This window comes from Micromonospora sp. NPDC051543, from assembly GCF_044454415.1.
Taxonomy (GTDB): Bacteria; Actinomycetota; Actinomycetes; order Mycobacteriales; family Micromonosporaceae; genus Micromonospora.
In genome coordinates, this window is record NZ_JBITDT010000010.1 from 57,017 (window position 1) to 78,119 (window position 21,103).

General features: G+C 73.1%; 21 protein-coding genes. 14 read left to right on the plus strand and 7 right to left on the minus strand.

Features of this window, described 5'->3' with window-relative positions; translation table 11 throughout:
- Positions 1-19 precede the first annotated feature (19 nt).
- A complete protein-coding gene (locus tag ACIA3K_RS19240) occupies positions 20-625 on the plus strand; it encodes a DUF305 domain-containing protein (RefSeq protein ID WP_396802595.1) in 606 nt (201 codons plus the stop codon).
- Here ACIA3K_RS19240 and msrB read toward each other — a convergent pair.
- Positions 591-995: a peptide-methionine (R)-S-oxide reductase MsrB gene (gene msrB / locus ACIA3K_RS19245; RefSeq protein WP_355051724.1), complete on the minus strand. Its 405-nt coding sequence runs from the start codon at positions 993-995 to the stop codon at positions 591-593. The two genes, ACIA3K_RS19240 and msrB, sit on opposite strands and share 35 nt — an antisense overlap.
- 47 nt (positions 996-1,042) lie before the next feature.
- On the opposite strand from msrB, the gene ligD reads away from it, so the two are divergent.
- The gene (ligD, locus tag ACIA3K_RS19250) at positions 1,043-2,062 is read left to right on the plus strand and encodes a non-homologous end-joining DNA ligase (protein ID WP_396802597.1); all 1,020 of its coding nucleotides are present in this window, start codon (positions 1,043-1,045) and stop codon (positions 2,060-2,062) included.
- Here the strand turns inward: ligD and ACIA3K_RS19255 are convergent.
- On the minus strand, positions 2,059-2,301 hold the full coding sequence (locus tag ACIA3K_RS19255) for a hypothetical protein (RefSeq protein ID WP_396802599.1): 243 nt from the start codon (positions 2,299-2,301) through the stop codon (positions 2,059-2,061). The two genes, ligD and ACIA3K_RS19255, sit on opposite strands and share 4 nt — an antisense overlap.
- Before the next feature lie 154 nt (positions 2,302-2,455).
- Here ACIA3K_RS19255 and ACIA3K_RS19260 point away from each other — a divergent pair, with 154 nt between their 5' ends.
- From ACIA3K_RS19260 to ACIA3K_RS19305, 10 genes are all read left to right on the plus strand, one after another.
- Positions 2,456-2,644 (plus strand): hypothetical protein, encoded by a 189-nt coding sequence (locus tag ACIA3K_RS19260; RefSeq protein ID WP_357393560.1) that lies wholly within the window; start codon positions 2,456-2,458, stop codon positions 2,642-2,644.
- Between the two features lie 68 nt (positions 2,645-2,712).
- Positions 2,713-3,963 carry a DUF222 domain-containing protein gene (locus tag ACIA3K_RS19265; protein ID WP_396802600.1) on the plus strand — a complete coding sequence of 417 codons (1,251 nt, stop codon included), beginning with the start codon at positions 2,713-2,715 and terminating at the stop codon, positions 3,961-3,963.
- Positions 3,964-4,135: 172 nt separating this feature from the next.
- Positions 4,136-5,362, plus strand: a complete 1,227-nt coding sequence (locus ACIA3K_RS19270; RefSeq protein ID WP_396802602.1) for a hypothetical protein — start codon at positions 4,136-4,138, stop codon at positions 5,360-5,362.
- A 60-nt stretch (positions 5,363-5,422) separates the two neighbouring features.
- Positions 5,423-6,160: a VOC family protein gene (locus ACIA3K_RS19275; RefSeq protein ID WP_396802604.1), complete on the plus strand. Its 738-nt coding sequence runs from the start codon at positions 5,423-5,425 to the stop codon at positions 6,158-6,160.
- Positions 6,161-6,260: 100 nt separating this feature from the next.
- Entirely contained in the window at positions 6,261-6,719 is a 459-nt protein-coding gene (locus tag ACIA3K_RS19280) for a DUF2975 domain-containing protein (protein WP_396802606.1), read from the plus strand.
- On the plus strand, positions 6,719-6,934 hold the full coding sequence (locus ACIA3K_RS19285; RefSeq protein WP_355051732.1) for a helix-turn-helix transcriptional regulator: 216 nt from the start codon (positions 6,719-6,721) through the stop codon (positions 6,932-6,934). Before ACIA3K_RS19280 ends, ACIA3K_RS19285 begins: the two co-directional genes overlap by 1 nt.
- A 146-nt stretch (positions 6,935-7,080) precedes the next feature.
- A complete protein-coding gene (locus ACIA3K_RS19290) occupies positions 7,081-10,266 on the plus strand; it encodes an FtsX-like permease family protein (RefSeq protein ID WP_396802608.1) in 3,186 nt (1,061 codons plus the stop codon).
- A complete protein-coding gene (locus tag ACIA3K_RS19295; protein ID WP_396802610.1) occupies positions 10,263-12,959 on the plus strand; it encodes an FtsX-like permease family protein in 2,697 nt (898 codons plus the stop codon). Before ACIA3K_RS19290 ends, ACIA3K_RS19295 begins: the two co-directional genes overlap by 4 nt.
- A 1-nt stretch (position 12,960) precedes the next feature.
- Entirely contained in the window at positions 12,961-13,956 is a 996-nt protein-coding gene (locus ACIA3K_RS19300; protein ID WP_396802612.1) for an ABC transporter ATP-binding protein, read from the plus strand.
- Positions 13,957-13,967: 11 nt separating this feature from the next.
- Complete coding sequence (locus ACIA3K_RS19305) at positions 13,968-14,693, plus strand: ABC transporter ATP-binding protein (protein WP_396802943.1); 726 nt, start codon at positions 13,968-13,970, stop codon at positions 14,691-14,693.
- 708 nt (positions 14,694-15,401) lie between these two features.
- Here ACIA3K_RS19305 and ACIA3K_RS19310 read toward each other — a convergent pair.
- The 3 genes from ACIA3K_RS19310 to ACIA3K_RS19320 are packed head-to-tail and all read right to left on the minus strand — an operon-like array spanning position 15,402 to position 18,621.
- Entirely contained in the window at positions 15,402-15,854 is a 453-nt protein-coding gene (locus tag ACIA3K_RS19310) for a GNAT family N-acetyltransferase (protein ID WP_396802614.1), read from the minus strand.
- A gap of 21 nt (positions 15,855-15,875) precedes the next feature.
- Complete coding sequence (locus tag ACIA3K_RS19315) at positions 15,876-17,447, minus strand: alpha/beta hydrolase (protein WP_396802944.1); 1,572 nt, start codon at positions 17,445-17,447, stop codon at positions 15,876-15,878.
- A 58-nt stretch (positions 17,448-17,505) separates the two neighbouring features.
- Positions 17,506-18,621, minus strand: coding sequence for an ATP-dependent DNA ligase (locus ACIA3K_RS19320; protein WP_396802616.1), 1,116 nt, complete (start codon positions 18,619-18,621; stop codon positions 17,506-17,508).
- A gap of 135 nt (positions 18,622-18,756) precedes the next feature.
- Here ACIA3K_RS19320 and ACIA3K_RS19325 point away from each other — a divergent pair, with 135 nt between their 5' ends.
- Together ACIA3K_RS19325 and ACIA3K_RS19330 are read left to right on the plus strand one after the other, a co-directional pair.
- Complete coding sequence (locus ACIA3K_RS19325) at positions 18,757-18,969, plus strand: hypothetical protein (RefSeq protein ID WP_396802617.1); 213 nt, start codon at positions 18,757-18,759, stop codon at positions 18,967-18,969.
- A 128-nt stretch (positions 18,970-19,097) separates the two neighbouring features.
- Positions 19,098-19,520 carry an SRPBCC family protein gene (locus ACIA3K_RS19330; protein WP_396802619.1) on the plus strand — a complete coding sequence of 141 codons (423 nt, stop codon included), beginning with the start codon at positions 19,098-19,100 and terminating at the stop codon, positions 19,518-19,520.
- Here the strand turns inward: ACIA3K_RS19330 and ACIA3K_RS19335 are convergent.
- Positions 19,495-19,989: a GNAT family N-acetyltransferase gene (locus ACIA3K_RS19335; RefSeq protein ID WP_396802620.1), complete on the minus strand. Its 495-nt coding sequence runs from the start codon at positions 19,987-19,989 to the stop codon at positions 19,495-19,497. The genes ACIA3K_RS19330 and ACIA3K_RS19335 overlap by 26 nt on opposite strands.
- Positions 19,990-20,060: 71 nt before the next feature.
- The gene (locus ACIA3K_RS19340) at positions 20,061-20,981 is read right to left on the minus strand and encodes a DNA-3-methyladenine glycosylase family protein (protein ID WP_396802621.1); all 921 of its coding nucleotides are present in this window, start codon (positions 20,979-20,981) and stop codon (positions 20,061-20,063) included.
- Positions 20,982-21,103 lie beyond the last annotated feature (122 nt).

The window sequence follows — 21,103 nt, forward strand, 5'->3', positions numbered from 1 at the left end:
ACCCGATCGGAGCCCCGGCATGCCCCGCGCAACCCACCTGGCGTGGTTGGTCGCTGCGTCGCTGCTCGCCGGCTGCGCCGGGCCGTCCCCCCGTCCACCGGCCCCGGCGTCCCCGGTGGTGGCCGACTCCGCGCCGGCCGCCGCCGAGCTCAGCGGCATCGACGTGGTGTTCCTGAGCACGATGGCCGGGCACAGCGAGCGCACCCTCCAGATCGTCCGGCTCGCCCGGGACCGGCTACGCGACGACGCGCTGAGGACACTTGCCGCCGCCATCGAGGTGACCGAGGCCGACGAGCTGTCGACCATGCGCGGGTGGCTGCCGACCAGCGGACCGGGCGTCAGCGCCGCCGCCGGGCACGACCATGCCGGACACGGCGACGACGCGGCGCTCGACCGGCTGCGGGCCTCGTCGGACGCCGACATCGACCGGGTGCTGCGCGAGGTCCTCGCCGACCACCAGCGAGCCGCCGCCGACCTGGCCCGGGCCCAGGTCGGCGTCGGCCGCGACGAGCGGGTCCGCGACCTGGCTCGGCGGATCGAACAGTCCCGGTCCGCCGAGGTCGAGCTGCTCAGCGGGTACGACGATCAGGTCAGCGGGGTTCCAGGCGCACCGAGATCGAGTTGACGCAGTGCCGGGTGTCCTTCGGCGTGAAACCCTCGCCGTGGAAGACGTGCCCGAGGTGACTGTCGCAGCGGGCGCAGCGGATCTCCGTACGGGCCATGCCGAGGCTCCGATCCTCGATCTCCTTGACCCGACCCGGGATGGCGTCGTCGAAGCTCGGCCACCCGCAGTGCGAGTCGAACTTCGTGTCGCTGGAGAAGAGTTCCAGACCGCAGGCCCGGCAGTGGTAGACGCCCGACGTCTTGGTGTCCACGTACTCGCCGGTCCACGGACGTTCGGTGCCGTGCTCCCGCAGGACGTGGAACTCCTCCGGGGTCAGGCGGACGCGCCACTCGTCCTCGGTCTTGGGCAGGTTGTTGTCGTCAAGACTCACCCGTCAACGGTACGTCGAACGTCGGGGGCGTGGCATAAGGTCGCGGGATGGGTGGCACCAAGGCGGTCGCCGAGGTCGAGGTGGCCGGGCACACCGTACGACTCAGCAGCCCCGACCGGGTGATCTTCCCCCAGCGGGGCTTCACCAAGGCGGACGTCTTCCACTACTACCTGGCCGTCGGTGACGGGATCATGCGTGCCCTGCGGGACCGGCCCACCACGCTGCAACGCTTCCCCGAGGGCGTCGAGGGTGAGGCGTTCTTCCAGAAGCGGGTGCCCACCCGGGGCGTGCCGCCGTGGATCACCACCGCCGACATCACCTTCCCGAGCGGCCGCGGCGCGGCCGAGCTGTGCCCGGCCGACCTGGCGCACGTGGCGTGGGCGGCACAGATGGGCACGATCGTGTTCCACCCGTGGCCGGTGCGCGCCGCCGACACCGATCGCCCCGACGAACTGCGCATCGACCTCGACCCGCAGCCCGGCACCGACTTCGCCGACGCGGGCCGGGCCGCCGCCGAGGTGCGCGCGGTCCTCGACGAGCTGGGCGCGATCGGCTGGCCGAAGACCTCCGGCGGGCGCGGCGTACACGTCTACCTGCGCATCCAACCCCGCTGGACGTTCACCGAGGTCCGGCGCGCCACCATCGCCCTGGCCCGTGAGGTCGAACGCCGCAACCCCGACCTGGTGACCACCGCCTGGTGGAAGGAGGAGCGCGGCAGCCGGGTCTTCGTCGACTACAACCAGATGGCCCGGGACCGGACGATCGCCTGCGCGTACTCGCTGCGCGCCAACGCCCGGGCCACCGTCTCCACTCCGGTCACCTGGGACGAGCTGCCCGACGTCGACCCGGACGACTTCGACCTGCGGACCGTGCCGGCCCGGCTCGCCGACGGCGGCGACCCGCACGCCGGGATCGACGACGCCCCGTGGGACATCACGCCCCTGCTGGAGTGGGCCGACCGTGACGCCGCCGCCGGCCAGGGCGACCTGCCGTACCCGCCGGACCACCCCAAGATGCCCGGCGAACCCAAGCGCGTCCAGCCCAGCCGCGCCAAGCGCACCCCCTAGGTCTGTTCTCCTGAGGGCGGTCGAGCCGTCCACGCCACGAATCTGTCGAACAGCTCCCGAGCGTCGGGTACCGCGTCCGGGTTCAGCTTGAGCAGGTCGGCCGTCGCCTCGTACAACTGGCTCGCCAGGTAGACCGACAACCCCACCCGATCCCGCCGGTACTGCATCGTCAGCAGCAGTCGGGCCGGCGGGCATGGCCAGGCGCCCGCACAGACGCGGCACAGCCACAGCGGGCGCATCGGAGTGTGCGGGCGGATCGCTCTCCGCTGGCGATGCGGGACGCGCGGCTCGTTCGGCGAAGGCATCACCCCATCGTGGGTGAGGCTGTTGTCGCCGTCAATAGTCTGCGTAGTTGTCGGAGTAGGCGGACAGCGCCGCTGTCATCGTCAACGTGTGGACTTGGTTGGTGTGGCGGAGATCCGGGTGATGCTCGGGAACGTGTCGCGGCAGCGCGCGTCGGTCATCGCCAACCAGCGCAACTTCCCGGAGCCGGTTGCCGTGCTGGCCATGGGCAAGGTCTGGCGCAGGTCCGACGTCGAGGCCTGGATCAGGAAGTACCGTCCGGAGTCCACGACCAGTTGATCGATCGGCGGCGCGTGCCGCGACCGCGGCGGCGCGTTTTTGTCGTACACCTGTTCTAGAATTTGCCTGTGATCGATGAGTTGGCGCGGGCGGACCAGGCGGTGGCGGCGTGCGCCGATACCGCCGTCTGGGCCCTCGCCGAGCACGATCTGATCGCGGCGTTGGACGCCACCCACCGGCTTGCGCAGCGCCTGGCGGCCGCGCAGTTGGCGCTGGTGCGCGAGCTGGACGGGCGTGGCGTCCCGGTGGCGCAGGGCGCGTCCTCGACGGCGGTGTGGCTGCGTGGGCGGCTGCGACTCGACGTCGGCGCCGCGCGCCGGCTGGTCGCCCTCGCGGCCTCGGTCGACGCCGCGCCGCCCTCCGTGCGGGAGGCGTTGGCGGACGGCGCGGTCAGCGTGGAGCAGGTGCGGGTCATCGCCGACACGGCCGCCACGGTGTCAGCCGTCGCGGGTGCGGAGGTGGCCGACAAGGCGGTCGGGATGCTCGTCGAGTGGGCGGGGCAGTTCGACCCGATGCTGCTGCGGCGGATGGGCACCCGGATCCTCGATCACGTCGCCCCCGACCTCGCCGACGCCGCCGACGCGGCGGCCCTGCAAGCCGAGGACGCTCGGGCGGCCCGCGACCGGCACGTCACCGTCTCCGAGCAGACCGGTGGACGGCTCCGGCTCAGCGGCATCCTCGACGCCGAGACCGCCGCGCTGCTCCGCGCCGCCATCGATCCGCTGAGCGCGCCATCCGGGCCGGACGACACCCGCTGCGCCGGCCAGCGCCGCCACGACGCCCTCGCGGACGTGTGCCGGCTCGCGCTGCGCACCGGTGAGCTGCCCGAGGCCGGCGGCGACCCCGCGCAGCTCGTCGTCACCACCACCTTCGACGGGTTGACCCGGCAGTTGGGCGCCGGGACTCTCGACGTCGGCCTGCGACTCACCCCCGACACGGTGCGTCGGGTCGCCTGCGACGCCGCCGTCCTGCCGGCCGTGCTCGGCGGCAGCGGTCAGGTCCTCGATGTCGGCCGGCAACGCCGGCTCGTCACCGGGCCTCTGCGCCGGGCGCTGGTGCTGCGCGACGGGGGCTGCGCGTTCCCGGGCTGCGACCGGCCGCCGCGCTGGTGCGCCGCCCACCACATCCGCCACTGGTCCGACGGCGGGCCGACCAGCCTCGACAACGCCGTCCTGCTCTGCGGCCACCACCACCGGCACATCCACCAGGCCGACTGGGTGGTGCGGCTCGGCGACGACGGCCACCCGGAGTTCGTGCCGCCGGCCTGGCTCGACCCCGACCAGATCCCACGCCGCAACGAATTCCACCGGCGGACGTAGCAGCCTGCTGGCCCGACCACTGTGGGCACCCGTGGCTGGACCCGCAGCCCGCGGCGATCACCGCGGCCAGCTCCGTCGGTCCGCACGCCGACTGCGCATGCCGGCTATTCACTCCGTCGAGCCAGTTGACATTGTCGATACCCTGCGAGGTCTGGTCGGGGAGAGGTGGCTGATGCTCACGGACGTCACGTCGGTACGGGTGCTCGCCTACTTCCCGTGTCAGCTCTCCGCGCCGGCCGGGGCCGAGGACGACGTGCCCGCAGGGTGGAGCGTCACCGACGGCCTCGACGACCTGGCGTTGCAGCCCTACGGTCAACGGCTCCTCGACGAGCTGCTCGGCAGCATGCCCCGGCCGACGATGGAGATCAGCGGTGGCGAGGAGATCCTGCGGGCCACCGGGCAGGAGATCGATCCCGCGCTGTTGCCCACCACCGAATCCGGCGCTTGGCAGGTGGTCTCGGCCCGGATCAGCCTCTGGAACGTCGACTGTGGCCTGCTGTGCGTCGCGTACCAACTGCCGGACGGCATCGTCGGCGGCGCCGGCGACGTGGTTGCCGAGGTCGCCCCGCCGGTGCAGCGGATGGTGCCCGCGGTGACGCGGCTCCTGCGCGCGGTCCTGCCTGCGCCGGACGGCACGGACGAGGTGTTCGTCCTCTGGGCCAACACCACCTTCGCCGTCCGGGTCGATCCGGACTGCGCTCCGGCACGCCGACGGGTCATCGCCGAGCAGTTCACCCCGGACGGCGTGGACTGCACGCCCGACGGCATCTCCGACGGCGTTCTGCGGGTCGGCTCGCACACCACGGCCGTGGTCAGTGACTTCGGGTCGCGCCCGGCCCTGCTGTTGGCGCGGTTGACCGGGGTGCATCACGTCTGCTGGGCTGCGGCCCTGCGCTACGACGCGGTGCTCTCGGCGGAGCTGTCCCAGATCGACCCGGGGCGTGGCGGCCTGTCCATGAGCGCTCTCGAAGACCAGTCCAAGCGCATTCTGAGTGGCTACCACCGCATCCGCCTGTTCCGGCTCGGCTATTCGTCTGTCGAGGCGCACCTCGACGCGGCCGGCGGCACCGTGTGGAACGCGCTGGAGCAGCAGTGGAAGTTCCGGCTCGTCCTCACCACGCTGGACGAGCGGCTCGACTTCGTCCGGACGCTGCACCAGCAGCTGGTCGGTCGCCTCCAGGACCGCCGGTCCCGCCTCCTCAACGAACTGGTGCTGGCCTTCACCTTCCTGAACATCTTCGCCATCGTGCTCGCCGCACTGACCTTCGTGGCGCTGCCCAGCCTCGACGTCGGGCTCCTGGCCTCGGCGATCGGAGTGGTGATGCTGCTGGCGAACCTGACCGCGTACCTCGCGTTCCGTCGCCAGATGAACGAGCCGGGTCGGGCCTCCGGCGCGTGACCCGGCGGTCGACCTGAATAGGGCTGCACGGGCCGCACGATCGTCGCTAGCATCGCCGCCATGGCGACGCGGCTTGTGCAGATCAACATGAAGGCTCGGGACGAGGTGGCGCTCGGCGAGTTCTGGGCCGAGGTGCTCGGCTGGGAGGTGTCCAGCGAGGGGCCCGGTGTGATCAACCTCGAACCGAAGGGCATCGTCTATCCCGATCCCGTCGCCGTCTGCATCGACATCGTCGTCACCGACGAGCCCAAGACGGGAAAGAACCGCGTACACGTGGACCTGGCGACCACCTCGGCGGCGCACCAGGCCGAGGTCGTCGCGCGCCTGAAGGAGCTCGGCGCGACGCCCGTCGACGTGGGTCAGGGGGACGTGTCGTGGATCGTCATGGCCGACCCGGAGGGCAACGAGTTCTGCGTGCTGGACTGGCACGACTCGAACCAGGACACCGGCCCGATCGCCTCCGTGGTGGTCGACTGCGCGGACCCGAGGGCCATGGCGCGTTTCTGGGGCGAGGCGACGGACTGGACCGTGCACAAGGTGACCGACGACAGCGCGGTCCTGCGCTCGTCCCGGGGCGTGGGTCCGTACCTGCAGTTTCTGCGGACGCCTGACGTGAAGACGGGGTGGAACCGTGTCCACCTCGACGTGCGCCCGTACCCGGGGGACGGCATGGAGGCCGAGGCGGCGCGACTGCGGGCTCTCGGCGCGACCCCGATCGACCTGGGCGACAGCACGATCCCATGGAAGGTCTTCGCCGATCCGGAGGGCAACGAGTTCTGTCTCCTCACCCCGAAGTGACCCGCGCTGCCCGGACGGGCACGCCACGGTTACCGCCATACCGATTGACTTTCGATAGGTAGCGAGCGAAACTCGATGCATGTTTGTTGAACGTCGAGCGGTGTCCGCTCTCCGAGTGTTCCTCCTGGTGCTGTTCGGGGTCCTGGTCCTCTTCCAGACCCTGTCGCTGCCGGGGCAGTTCGCGCACATGGCGCAGGAGTCGCCACAGGACGCGTACCTCCGGTGGCCGGCGACGATCGTGACGGTCTTCTGGGTGCTCTGCGTCCAGGTGGTGATCGTTGCGACGTGGCAACTGCTCAGCCTCGTCAAGAACGACCGCATCTTCACCGAGGCGTCGCTGAAGTGGGTGGACGCCATCGTCTGGGCCATCGCCGCCGCGTGGCTGGTGCTGGTGGGCGTCTTCCTCTACGTCGGGTTCAACGCCGACGACCCCGGACTGCCGCTCCTGCTGTTCCTGCTGACGGTGGGCGTCACCGTGCTGGAGCTCCTCATGGTGGTCATGCGCGCCCTGCTGCGGCAGGCCACCACGCTACGGACCGACATGGAAGCGGTGATCTGATGCCCATCGTCGTCCGGATCGACGTCGAGTTGGCCAAGCGCAAGATGAGCGTCGGCGAGTTCGCCGAGCGCGTCGGGCTCACCCCGGCGAACGTGGCGGTGCTCAAGAACGGCCGCGCCAAGGCCGTCCGCTTCAGCACCCTCGAAGCGATGTGCCGGGTGCTCGAATGCCAGCCCGGAGACCTCCTCGAATGGGTTGAGGAGGAGACCGCATGATCAATTCAGCCGTACGGGCGGCCCGACGCGGCGCGTGACCGCGCCGACCGTTCTGGTAATAACGATCATGTAACGGGCGCGAACCTTTCCCCGTAGGTGACCTGTCTTGAAGGTCGTCGGCCCACCAGGGCCAGGGGAGGCGTCGGATGAAGCTGGTGTGGAGGCGGGCCCGCGAGGCACGGGGACTGCTGTTTGCCGCGGTGCTCGCCGCCTTGGTCGCCGTAGCGTTGGTCACCGGCCTGTCGGACTACAACCGACGCGCGGTGGACGCCGGACAACGCGCGTTGGTCGCGGCGTCGCCGGTCGAGGAACGCGGCCTGTTGGTCAGTGGGTCCGGTGGCCGCGACGCCGCCGAGTTCGCCAAGCGTGACGGGGCGGCGCGGGCACAGTTCGCCGACGGGCTCGCCGGAGTGCCGGTCGCCGTCTCCGCCGCGCGGTACGGCACCGGCCGGGAACTGACCGGCGATCTCGGCTCGGTGCCGCGCAAGGGCACCGATCCCATCTTCGCCAACCTGGCCACCCTCGAGGGACTGACCGCGCACGCCGAACTGACCAACGGAGCCTGGCCCCGCGCTGGAGCGAAGCCGGCCCAGGTGAGCCTGCCGGAGCGGGTCGCCACGACACTCGGCCTGACCGTCGGCGAGGGAATTCCGCTGCGGGACCGCGCCACCGAGAAGGCCAGCGAGGTGGTGCTCGCCGGCACCTGGCGGCCCCGCGACCCGACCGAGGCGTACTGGCTGCTGGCCCCCGGTGTGGGTACGGGCAGCGTCGGGTCGGCCACCTCGTACGGGCCGTTCGCGCTGGACCCGGCCGACTTCACGAGCCTCTTCACGGGCTCGGTGACGGCGTCCTGGCTGGCCGAACCGGACCTCGGTGGTGTCGACGCCGCCGACCTGCCCGCCGTACGGGCCGCCGTGAGCGCGGCCGCGGTCGCGGTGCCCGAGGCCGCCGAACTGGGCAGCTCGGGGCAGGTCACGACGAAGATCGACCAACTGCTGGACCGGATCGCCCGGGCCGACCTGGTGGGCCGCTCGGCGTTGGCCACCCCGCTGCTGCTCATCCTGGTGCTCGGCGGCTACGCGCTGGTGCTGGTCGCCGCGCTCCTGCACGAGGACCGTCGTCCACAGACCGCGCTGCTGCGCGCCCGTGGCGCCGCCCGACGCCAACTGGCCGGCCTGGCCGCCCGGGAGGCGACCCTGGTGGTGGCGCCGGCCGCCCTGCTCGGGCCGGTGATCGCCGGAGAGGCGCTGCGGTTCGTCCGGCCCGGCGGCGCGGCGGAACTGTCCACCGCCGGCGGTAACACCACCCTGATCTGGGCCGCGGCCGCCGCGACGGCGGCCGGCTGTCTGGTCGCCATGGTCGCGCCGACGCTGCGGGGCTCCGGCACGTACGTGGCCGACATGGCCGCCCGGTCCCGCCCGAACCGGTCGGCCAGCATCCAGCGCGCGAGCGTCGACCTGGTGCTCGTGGCACTCGCCGTGCTCGCCTGGGTGCAGCTCCGCCGGTACGCCTCGCCGCTCGCCGGCTCGAACGGCCGACTCGGACTGGACCCGCTGCTGGTCGCCGCCCCGACCCTGGGTGTGCTGGCCGGGGCGGTGCTGGCACTGCGGGTGCTCCCGCCGCTCACCCGGTTCGCCGAACGGTTCGTCGACCGGCGACCGTGGACCGCCACCATGCTGGGCATGTGGCAGGCCGGCCGGCGTCCCCACGCCGGGCCGGTGCTGCTGCTCGCCCTCGCCGTCGGCGGCAGCACGCTCGCCTGGTCCCTGGTCAGCACCGGGGAACGGTCCCAGGTCGAGCAGGCCGGCCACACGGTCGGCGCGGACCTGCGGGTGACCGAGCGGGGCGGCGCCGCTCCGGTGACCCGGGCCGGTGAGCTCGCCGCGCTGCCGGGCGTGCGCCGGGCGCTGCCGGTGTGGCGCGACGAGATGCGGGTCGGTCGCGGGGACCTGCCCGTCACCGTGATCGGCTTCGACGCGGCCGGCGCGGGGGGCGTCGTCCGGCTCGCCGACCGGCTGAGCGCCGATCCGGCGTCGACGCAGTACCAGCGGATGATCGCGGCCCGGGGCGCTCCCGGCGGCCTCGAACTGCCCGCCGGCACCCGAGCGATCACCGGTACGGCTCGCACCCCCGTCAACGGGCTCTCCCGCCCCCTGAAGGTCAGCGTGTCGCTGCTCGTCACCAGCAGCGACGGGTCGGCCTTCCGGCTGCCGGCCGTCGACGCCACCAGCGACGGACGCGAGGTGCCGTTCACCGTGCGGCTACCCGACGTGGGGGGCGCGCGACTGCGACTGGCCGGATTCGAGGCCGACGGCGGCGCGGACGCCGGAAACTCGTACCGGCTCCAGGTTGACGGGTTGACGTTGGTCGGCGCGGACGGCGCCAAACGGCCCGCCGAACTGACCGGGGCCTGGAACACCACCGCCGGCGGTAACCCGCCCGTCTCGGCGCGGTCCAGCGCGCGGGGCGTCGTCGCCGACTATCCGGTGGACTCGATTCCCGATGGACAGTACGCCTTCCATCCGCCCACCCGGTTCGCCATCGTGCCCGCCGGGCAGATCGCGCCCGTTCCGGTCCTCATGACGCCCGCTGTACGCGACGCGATGAGTCTGCACACCGGCGACACCTTCACCCTGGCCCTCGCCGGCGCGTCCGTGCCGGCCCGGCTGATCGGTGAGCTGAGCTCCGTGCCGACCACCTCGGGGGAGGGCGTACTGCTCGACCTGCCCGCAGCGGTCGAGGCGCTGGTCCGCGGTGGTGGAACCGTCCGGAACACACCCGAGTGGTGGATCGGCGCCGACGACCCGGCGGCCGCCACCCGCGCCGCCGGTGAGCTGACCGGCGTCACCGTCCTCGACCGTCGCGCCGAGATCGCGGCCGCCGCCGACGACCCGTACTGGCGGGGCTCACGCACCGGCATGCTCGCCGCCGCGCTCGGCGCGGTACTGCTCGCCCTGGTGGGCCTCATGGTCGACGTGTGGGCCACCGCACGGCGTCGGCTGAGCGAGTTCGCGGTGCTGACCACCCTCGGCGCGACGCCCCGGCTGCTGGCCCGGGCGCTGCTGGCCGAGCAGACCTTCCTGGCCGGCATCGGCGTCGGCGTCGGGCTGCTGCTCGGCGCCGTGGTCGGGGCCACCATGGCTCCGCTGGTCATCCTCACTCCGGCCGCCGGCCGGCCGGTGCCCCCGGCGGCGTTCGCGCTGCCGTGGGTGCCCATCGGCCTGACCGCGGTCGGCCTGCTGCTGGCGGCGCTCGCCTTCAGCGCGTTCATCGCCACCGGCATCCGTCAGCGGGTGGCGGCGGTGCAGCTGCGAATCGGGGGAGAACGATGAGCGTCGGCGCGGCCGCCCGCCGGGTCCGGGCGTACGGCGGGCAGTTCCTGCTTCTGGCGGTGCTGACCCTGGTGGTCACGCTGCTGGTCAGCGGGGTGCCCCGACTGGTCAACCGGCTCGCCGAAGAGGGCCTGCGGGCGCAGCTCGACAGCGAGTCGGCTGACCGCCGGGATCTCAACTTCGCCACCGGGGAGGTCGACACCGCCGCAGCGCCGGTCATGCCCGGCGCCCGCGAGCAGTTCGACAGCCTGGTCGAGGAGATGCCAGCGCAGCTACGGTCCGCCGTCACCGAACGCTGGTTCAGCGTGGACACCACGCCGAAGCGGGTGGTCGGTCCCGACCTCAAGGCCCGCAACCTGCTGGTCCACCTCGGTCTGCGCGCCATGCCCGGCATCCAGCAGGAGAGCACCCTCGTCGAGGGCGCCTGGCCGAACGAGACCTTCGTCGCCGGCCGGCCCATCGAGCTGGCTCTCGACGCGGACGTGGCGCGCAAGCTCAGCCTGCGCGTCGGTAGCCGGCTCGACCTGGGTCAGCCCGGCGACGACGGCAAACCGACACCGATGGTGGTGGCCGGGCTGTTCCGACCGGTCGACCGCGCGAGTGGCGCCTGGGGCGGTCTGCCGCAGGTGCTCCAGGTCGTCGAACCGGAGGGCGACGGCAAGCCCTTCATCGGCGTCGGCGTGGTCGCCCCGGTGGTCCTCGACAAGGGGGCCGCGGCCGGCTGGCCGGTGCGTACGCAGTGGCGTTACCGGCTCGGCGTGGACCGGATCGACGCGCGCCAGCTCGACCAGATGATCGAGGGCCTGCAACAGTTGCAGCGACACGTTCCGCCCGGTCTCACGTTGACGCAGGCGGTCGACATCCCGCTGCGCGCGTTCGCCGCCCAGGTGAACTCCGCCCGGACCCTGCTCGCGGTGGTCGGTGCGGGCGTCCTGGCCACCCTGGCCGGGCTGATCCTGCTCGCGGCGACCCTGTCCACCCGCCGACGCCGCTCGGAGTTCGCGCTCATCCGGGCCCGTGGCGGCGCGGCCACCGCCGGCGCGCGCCGCAGCCTCGCCGAATCACTGCTGGTGGTGCCGGTCGCCGCGGCGGTCGGCTGGTGGTTGGGCACCCTCTTCCCCGGTACGCCCGACCCGACCGCGCCGTACGCCGCCGTGGTGACCCTGCTGGTCACCCTGGCCCTGCCGTTGGCGACGCTGACGGTGCAGGGCGTCGGCGCGTCCCGCCGGGACCTGGTCCGGATGCGTCCGTCGACTCGCCGGCTGACCGTCGAGGTCTTCCTGCTGGTGCTGGCCGGGCTCGCCGCCGTGCTGCTGCGCCGGCGCGGGCTCACCCTCGGCGAGGTCGACCCGCTGCTCGTGTCGGTGCCGGTGCTGCTCGCGGTCGCCGCGGCGGTGCTCGCGTTGCGTGCGTACCCGTGGCCGTTGTTGCTGGTCAGTCGGCTCGCCGCGCGTACCCGTGGCAGCGTGACCTTCCTCGGCACCGCACGGGCCGGCCGGTCGGCGGTCGCCGCGCCGCTGGTCGTCGTGGTGCTGGCGATCGGCACGGCGGCCTTCTGCGCGGTCGTCGCCGGCGGCGTCGACGCGAGCCGGGGCCGGGCCGCCGAACAGGTCGTTCCCGCCGACGCGCTGATCCGGGGGGAACGCTTCGCCCCGGACACGGTCGACGCGCTGAAGGGTCTGCCCGGAGTCCAGGCCGCCACACCGGTGCTCATCGAGCCGGACCAGCGGCTGGCGGCCGACGAGGTCGGCACCGACGCGCGGATCGGCCAGACCACCGTGCTGCTCGTCGACGGTCCCGGTCTGGCCACGGTGGCCGGCGAGTCCGGGGTGGACGTGCAGGTGCCGGAGGCGTTGCGCACCGCCCACGCCGAAGCGGGCGCGCTGCCCGCGATCGTGTCACCGGCCGTCGCCGCCGACCTGGCGCGGACGGACCTGCGGGACTCGGCGTTCGTCTCGGTGCAGGGCCAGCGGTACGAGTTCCGGGTGGCCGGCGCGCAGGACGGTTTCCCCCTGCTGCCGGCGAGCACCAGCCGATTCGTGATCCTGCCCTGGCAGGCGCTGCCGCCGCGGGCCACCCAACCGGCGCCGACCAGCCTGCTCGTCGCCGGCGACCGGCTCGACGCGGAGGCGCTGCGGCAGGCCGGTGACGAGGGTCAGTTGCGCTTCCAGCAGCAGGGGGCGGTCACCGGTCGGGCACGGCCACTGGGAGTCACCGTCGACACCCGGGCGGGCGTACGACACCAGCTCGCCGACGGTGGCGCGAACGGCGTCCTGGCCTTCGGGTTCGTGGGTGGCGCCGCCGGCGGGACGGTCCTCGGCCTGCTCGCCATCGCGTTCACCGTGCTGGCCGGGGCACGGGCCCGGGGGCAGGTGCTGTCCCGGCTGCGCACCCTCGGGCTGTCCCGCCGGCAGTGGCGGGGGCTGCTGCTGGTCGAGCTGACCCCGCTGGTCGGGGTGTCGGTGCTGACCGGAGCGCTGGTCGGCGCGGTGCTCCCGCTGGTGCTCAATCCGGTGCTCGGCCTGTCCGCGTTCACCGGCGGAGTGCCGGTCCGGGTGGCGTTCGAACCCGGCCTGGTCGTCGCGGTGGTCGCGCTCGGCGCGATCGCCCTTGGCTTCGCGGTCGCCGTCGAGGCCCTGAACAACCGCCGGTTGCGCCTCGGCGAGGTGCTCCGGCTCGGAGAGGAGAGCTGAGATGACCGTTACCGCCCAGAGTTCCCTGGTGCCCGATCTGGCTTCCCTGCAGCAGCGGGCCGCGCAACGCGCCGCCGAGCGGGCCGGCGGGCAGGACCGCCTGCGTGGCCACATCGTCTGCGACGGCCTGGTGCGCATCTTCAAGACCGAGGGGGTGGAGGTGGTCGCCCTCCAGGGGCTCGACCTGGTCATCGACCGGGGCGAGCTGGTGGCGATCGTCGGCGCGTCCGGCTCCGGCAAGTCGACCCTGCTCAACATCCTCTCCGGCCTCGACACGCCGACCGCCGGCATCGCCCGGGTGGCCGACTACGACCTGCTCTCGCTCTCCGCGAAGCGTCGGTTGAGCTACCGGCGGCAGTTGGTCGGGTTCGTCTGGCAGCAGACCGGCCGCAATCTGCTGCCGTACCTCACCGCGCTGGAGAACGTCGAACTGCCGATGCAGTTGGCGGGCAAGCGTTTGGCGCGAACCCGCCGGGAACGGGCGCGGGAACTGCTCGACCTGGTCGGCGTGGGCTACGGCGCGCAGCGGCGGCCCGGTCAGCTCAGCGGCGGCGAGCAGCAGCGGGTGGCGGTCGCGGTGGCCGTGGCCAACGATCCCGAGGTGCTCTTCGCCGACGAGCCAACCGGTGAGCTGGACGAGGCCACCGGCGCCGAGGTCTTCGGGGCGCTGCGCACGATCAACGCCGAGCTGGGCGTGACCATCGTGGTCGTCACCCACGACCACGCCGTCGCCACGCAGGTCCGCCGGACCGTCGCGATCCGCGATGGTCGAACCGCTTCCGAGGTACGCCGGACCGCGCGCGTCGGCGCGGACGGCAACACCGAACTGGTCAGCGAGGAGTACGCGGTGCTGGACCGCAACGGCCGGATGCAACTGCCGGCCGCGTTCGTCGACGCGCTCTCGATGAAGGAGCGGGTCCGGCTCGATCTGGAGTCCGACCATGTGCAGGTACGGCCCGGTGACCGGGTCTCGGAGGAGCGGGAGGCACGGGCGTGAACTATCAGGACATGGCGGTCGCGGGAGCGGCCTCGACTTCTGGCGGGCCGGGTGTGCCGTCCGCCGAGGTGGTCCGGGTCAGCGGGGTGAGCCGCACCTTCGGCCGTGGTGAGCACGCCGTGCACGCGGTGCGAGACGTCTCGTTCACCGCCAACCGCGGTGAGCTGATCGCCATCCGCGGTCGCTCCGGTGCCGGCAAGACCACGTTGCTGAACCTCATCGGCGGTCTCGACCGGCCGGACAGCGGCCAGGTGGTGGTGGCCGGGCACGAGGTGACCTCGGCCGGGGAGGCCGAGTTGCTGCGGCTGCGCCGGGGCACGGTCGGGTTCGTCTTCCAGACCTTCGGGCTGGTGCCGATCCTCTCCGCCGCCGAGAACGTTGGCGTGCCGCTGCGGCTGGCGCAGGTGCCGGCGACCGAGCGCGAGGAGCGCGTCGCGGTGCTGCTCGAGCTGGTGGGTCTGGGCGCGCACGCGGCCCAGCGCCCGTACGAGCTCTCCGGCGGCCAGCAGCAGCGGGTCGCCCTCGCCCGTGCGCTCGCCAACGAACCGGACCTGCTCATCGCCGACGAACCCACCGGTCAGCTCGACTCGGAAACCGGACGGTCCATCATGGACCTGCTCCGCGCGGTGGTACACGCGCGCGGCATGACGGCCCTGGTCGCCACGCACGACCCGGCCCTGATCGACCTCGCCGACCGGGTCCTCGTCCTGCGCGACGGCCGGCTAGTCGACGGCTGACCAGCGCCCGCCGCCTGCGCTGGCCCGTGGCCTGTGGGCGACGGCTTGTGGGCTGCGAGCGGCGGCTTGTGGGCGGCGGCTTGTGGGCGGGCGGCTTGTGGGCGGGCGGCTTGTGGGCTGTGGCCCGTGGTTGGTGGGTGGCGCCCCGCCGGTGGCTCGCGGACGGTCGCCGGTGGGCCGGGCCGTCGACTCGGGCAGGGAGGACTACCAGGTCTCTTCGCTGCCTGTCGAGCTGCCCCAGATGCGGGGCGCACTTGGTGTGGGGCCGGAGCCGTGTCGGGGGTCGGGGTCGGCGGGTGCCGTGTCGGGGGTCGGGGTTGGCGGGTGCCGTGTCGGGGGTCGGGGTTGGCGGGTGCCGTGTCGGGGGTCGGGGTTGGCGGGTGCCGTGTCTGGGTCGGGGTCGGCGGGGGCCGTGTTAAGGGTCGGGATTGGCGGGGGCTGTGCCGGGGGTTGCGGGTTGGCGGGGGCTGTGCCGGGGGTTGCGGGTTGGCGGGGGCCGTGCCAGGGGTGCTGTGCCGGCGGTTGGCGTGAGCGGGCCTCGTGCCCGGTTGTTGGCGCGGATCGCTGCGCCCCAAATCTGGGGCAGCTCGACAGGCGTCCAGTGGCAACCGGGGACCCGAGCCGCCGACCACCTACCAAGGGCCGGCGCTACCGGCGGGCCGGCGGCCGGCCTGGCGGCCTGGCGGGCGGCCTGGCGTCTCGGGCGCGTCAGAGCGGAAGCTTCATGCCTTCGTGGCTGGCCCTGAAGCCGAGGCTCAGATAGAAGCGGTGCGCGTCGGTACGGGACTTGTCGGTGGTGAGCTGGACCAGAGCGCAGCCCCGCTGCCGGGCCTGGTCGATGACCCAGGCCATCATCTGCCGGCCGAGCCCTTGCCCGCGCCGGTCGGAGCGCACCCGGACCGCCTCGATGAGGGAGCGCTCGGCGCCGTGCCGGCCCAGCCCCGGGATGTAGGTGATCTGTAGGCACCCGACCAGTTCACCGTCCTGCTCGGCGACGATCAGGAAGTTGCGCGGGTCGGCGCTGATGTCGGCGAACGCCCGTTCGTACGCCTCGTCGACCTGGGTGAAGTCACGAGCCCTACCCAGGACGTCGTCGGCGAGCAGGGCGATGACGGTGGGCAGGTCCGCGCGGACAGCCTCCCGGAAGATCATGTCGCTCATGCCGGTCAGCCTGGCACAACGTCATTTGGCCGGGCAGCGCAGGCCCTCGCGGGGAACGGTCAGGTCGAGCAGGTACGCGTCGACGGCCCGGGTGATGCAGGAGGTCTGCGGGTACGCGGTGTGCCCCTCGCCCTCCCACGTGAGCACCCGGCCCACGCCCAGCATCGAGGCGAGCCGGCCGGTCTGCTCGTACGGCGTCGCCGGGTCGCCGGTCGTGCCGACCACCACGATCGGCGGCGCGCCGTTGGCCTTGCCCGTCGGGTACGGGTCCCGGCCACCCGGCCACTCGACGCAGCTCAGCATGCCGACCGCGAGCGCCGGACCGAACAGCGGATATTTGGTGCGCCACTGCGACTGCAACTGGCGGATCTGCTCCCGGCTCGGCTTCTCGGTCTCGTCGGCGCAGTTGATGGCGAGGTTGGCGTCGAACAGGTTCGAGTAGTGCCCGTCGCTCTCCCGCCCGGCGTACGAGTCGGCGAGCCGGAACACGTCCTTCGGGTCGCCCTCGGCCAGCCGGTCGATGGCCCGTGCCAGCTCCTGCCAGCCGGACTCCGTGTAGAGGGACGAGATGACCGCGTAGAAGACCCAGCCGGCGGTGGCCTCCCGCCCGTCGTCGCCCCGGACGGGGGAGACCTTGGCCTTCTCGATGGCCGAGGTCACGGCGGCGCGGGCGTCGGGCGCGATGGGGCAGCGCGGGGCGTTGGCGGCGCACCAGCGGGTGAAGTTGTCGAACGCGCGCTCGAAACCGCGGGCCTGGCTCTCCGAGCCGGCCACCAACCGTTGCTGCGGGTCGACGGCGCCGTCGAGCACCAACGCGCGTACCCGCTGCGGGTAGAGCTGGGCGTAGATGGCGCCGAGCAACGTGCCGTAGGAGTAACCCAGGTAGGTCAGCTTGTCGTCGCCGACGGCGGCGCGGACCGCGTCCATGTCCCGGGCGGCCTGCTCGCTGCCGTAAAGGGGCAACTGGTCGCCGTAGCGGTCCCCGCAACCACGCCCGATCCGCTGGCTCAACCCGGCGAAGCTGTCGAACGACGCCTGGCTCTGCGGGTCGGGGTCGTAGCCGAAGCTCGCGTCCAGGTCGCCGTCGGAGATGCACTTGACCGGACTGGACCGGGAGACACCGCGCGGGTCGAAGCCGACGATGTCGAAGCGCTCGGTGACCGAGGTGGGCAGGCCACCGAACTGGGTGCCGAACGAGAGGTAGACGGCAGTGTCCACACCGGAACCGCCCGGGCCGCCGGGGTTGACCACCAGCGAGCCGATGCGGTCGTGTTGCTGGGTGGACCGGGCGCGCAGCAGAGCGATCTCGAAGGTCTGCCCGACGCCGGGCCCGGCGGTGGCCCCGCTGCCGGTGCCCCAGTCCCGGGGAACGGCGATCCGCGCGCACTCGTAGCGCATGTCCGGTGCGCCGCGCCCCACCAGATCCTCGGCCACCTCCGGGCACGGCCGCCAGGTGGCCGACGAGCCGGCCGGGGCCGCCTCCCCCTGTACCTCGGTGCGCGGCGCGAACGCCGGTAGCGTGCAGCCGGCGGTGAGCAGGGCTGCCACGGCAAAGGCGACGAAGCGGTGACGGACCCGGCGACCGGGTGCCATCCGAGGGTGGTCGGCGGTGCGGCTCACGTGATCCTCCGGAGTCGGGTCGACGGCCAGGCTACGCCGGACCGGTGGCGGCCCGATCCAGGGTGACCGCCGGATCGCCGCGCAGCACCTGGTCCACGTCGAAGCGGATCGGCCGGTCGAGCTGGTCGTAGCGGCAGGAGCGGGGATCGCGGTCGGGTCGCCACCGGACGAACTGGGCGGTGTGCCGGAAGCGTTCGCCCTCCATCGCGTCGTAACCCACCTCGACGACCAGCTCCGGGCGCAGCGGCTCCCACTCCAGGTTCTTGGTGCCGGTCCACCGGCTCACCCCGCCCGGGATGCGCTGACCGCGTTCGTGGTCGCCGTGCACCCACGGGTGCTCGCCGCCGGTGTCCCGGTAGGGGGCCAGCTCGTCGAGCAACTCGGCACGGCGGGCCATGCTGAACGACGCGCTCACCCCGACGTGGTGCAGGACGCCCTCGTCGTCGTAGAGGCCGAGCAGCAGCGAGCCGACCACCGGGCCGGACTTGTGCCAGCGGAAGCCGGCCACCACCGCGTCGGCGGTGCGGGCGTGCTTGACCTTGAACATCAACCGCTTGCCCGGCTCGTACGTCAGGTCGGCCGGCTTGACGATCAGCCCGTCCAGCCCCGCGCCCTCGAAGACGTCGAACCAGCGGCGCGCGGTCTCCGGGTCGGTGGTGACCTGGGTGACGTGCACCGGTGGGCGCACCTCGGCCAGGGCCTGGACCAGCCGCTCCCGGCGGCGCGGGTACGGCTGGTCGAGCAACGCCTCGTCACCGACGGCCAGCAGGTCGAAGGCGACGAAGTCGGCGGGCGTGGTCTCGGCCAGCAGCTTGACCCGCGACGCCGCCGGGTGGATGCGCTGGGCCAGCAACTCGAAGTCCAGCCTCGGCTGACCGGACGGCCCGTCCCGCCGGATCACGATCAGCTCACCGTCGACCGCGCACCGCTCGGGCAGTTGCTGGCGGGCCTGCTCGACCACCTCGGGGAAGTAGCGGGTCATCGACTTGCCGCCCCGGCTGGCCAGCTCGACCTCGTCGCCGTCGCGGAACACGATGCACCGGAACCCGTCCCACTTGGGCTCGTACGTCACACCGGGCGTGGTGGGCAGCTTGGCGACGCTCTTGGCCAGCATCGGCTCGACCGGAGGGTTGATCGGCAGGTCCACGGCGACCAGTCAATCAGACGGCACCGACAGCCGTGAGGCAGATCACCGCTGGTGCGGCGGTGGCGTGTCCGCCCGCGCGCCCCTCGTCCTGCCTGGGCGAATCAGATAACCGCAGGTCAGAGCTAGTTTCGCGGGATGGCCGAGTGGGTCTGTGACTGCTGCGGGCGGTGGCGGGTCAGCGTCGAGCTGGTCCGGGGCCGCTACCGCTACCGGCTGAACCGTCGATATCCGCAGCGGTTCGGTGGTGGCCGGGACGTGCTCGGCGAGGTCGCCACGGTCTCCGAGCTGGAAGAGCTGCTGCGGCGTCGTACCCCGTTGAGCCTGGCCGACCTGCGCGAGGCCGCCTGACCCCGCGCGGCCGGCGGACCCACGGCCCGATCGATGATCGGACCGGCCGGTGGATGCCGCGGTGACGGTCCGCCGGGCAGCGTCGTCAGCAGGCGGCGCCGGACGGCGCCACCGGGGGAGGGGACGCGATGCGGTTCGAGGCGGACACCGAGATCGGCGCGGACGCCGAGCGGGTCTGGGCGGTGCTGGTGGACGTGGAGCGGTGGCCGGAGTGGACCGCCTCGGTGACCCGGGCCGAGCGGGGTGAGCCGGGGCCCCTCGCGGTCGGCGCGACCGCCCGCCTGACCCAGCCGAAACTACGCCCGGCCGTGTGGCGGGTCGTCGAGCTGGCCGAGGGGCGGGAGTTCACCTGGGTCTCCGACGTCCCGGGCGTGCACACCCGTGGCGAGCACCGGTTGGTGCCGTTGCCCGACGGACGTACCCGGGTCGACGTGGCCATCGACCAGAGCGGACCCCTGGCCGGTCTGATCGGCCGGCTGTACGGCGGCCTGCTGCGCCGCTACGTCAGGCTGGAGGCCGACGGGCTCAGGCGTCGCTGTGAGCGGAGCTGACGGCCGGCTTCTCCAGCACGGCCAACGGGGTGCCGTTCGGGTCCGGGCGGTGCGCCACGATCCGGTAGCCGTACCGCTCGTACAGCGCGAGGGTGCGGGCGCTGTCCGCGCCGGTGAAGAGGGCGAACCGGGCCGCGCGACCGGCGCAGGCCTCCTCGATCGCGGTGAGCAGTCGCGCTCCGACACCCCGCCCCTGCTGATCGGGGGCGACCGCGAGGCGTCCGACATGTGCGGTGTCGCCGGCCAGGTGGGCGCGCACCGAGCCGACCAGCCGGTGCCCCGAGCGGGCGACGAGCACGATGTCCGGGCCGGCCAGCACGGCCGCGACCTCGTCCAGGGTCTCGGTCAACGGCGGCAGGAAGGGCTCACGATAGTGCTGCGCCTCGCTCAGGTACGCGGCCCGCTGCACGGTCAGGATCTCGCCGGCGTCCGCGACAACCGCCGGAACGATGCTCACCTCGACGCTCATCGGAGCAGCACACCACAGCCGGCGTCGCCGAACCCGGGCGGCCCGGCCGCTGCCCGGCAGCCGGGAAGCGGTCAGAAGCGGGCGAACGAGCGGATCGGCGCGCGGGGGCCGTACTTCGGCGCCTGGATACCGGCGGCCTCCAGCAGCACACACACCCGACCCCGATGCCCCCGGAACGGCTCCAGCAGGGCCAGCATCCGCGCGTCGTCGCCCCTCGGCTCGCCGGCCAGGGCCCAGGACACGGTGTTCGGGATGTGGTAGTCGCCGACGCTCACCGCGTCCGGGTCGCCGTACGCGATCCGGACCACCTCGGCTGCGGTCCACGGCCCGATGCCGGCGATGGCGGTCAGCCGGCGGGTCGCCTCCGCCGCGTCGACGCAGCGCTCCAGACGGTCGGCCAGCGCGGCGGCCCGGCGCAGCGTGTCGGCCCGGCGTTGCTCCACGCCGAACGGGTGGAACACCCAGTACGGGGTGGCGGCCACCGCGGCGGCCTCGGGCGGCAGCAGCAGCGGCTGGAGCGGGCCGGGAGCCGGCTCGCGGAAGTGCCGCACGGTCGCCGCGTACGCCCGGTACGCCTCCTTGCCGGTGACCTTCTGCTCGAAGACCGCCCGCAGCAGTCGGGGGAAGACCTGCCCGGTGGTGGGCATGCGCAGTCCGCGGTGCTCCCGGGCCAGCCGGGCGACGAGCGGGTGCGCCGCCGCCAGTTCGGCGAAGCCGGTCAGGTCGTCGCGCAGCCCGGCGATTCCGTCGGCGTGTGCCACGACATGCTCGGCGCCCGGTCCGTAACCCTCGGCGAGCAGATCACCACCCGCCGGTCGCAGAGCGAGCGTGGCCGGTCCCTGCGGGGTGCGGGTCGCCCACCAGAAGGTGCCGGCGGCGATGCGCGCGCACGGGTCGTACGGGCTGAAGGTCAGCGCGCGGACCGACGCGGCCAGCCGGTATCCGACCGGCGGGTGCAGCACCCTGGTCGCGGCGGGTCCGGTCTCGGTCACCCTGCCACTCTGCCAGGTCACGCGGCGGTGCCGGTCGTCGCCGTCCGCACAGGCGATTCAGGGTACGACGGTGGCCGGTCGCGCCCCCTGCGGCTGCGACCGGCCACCGTCGTACCCCGGCG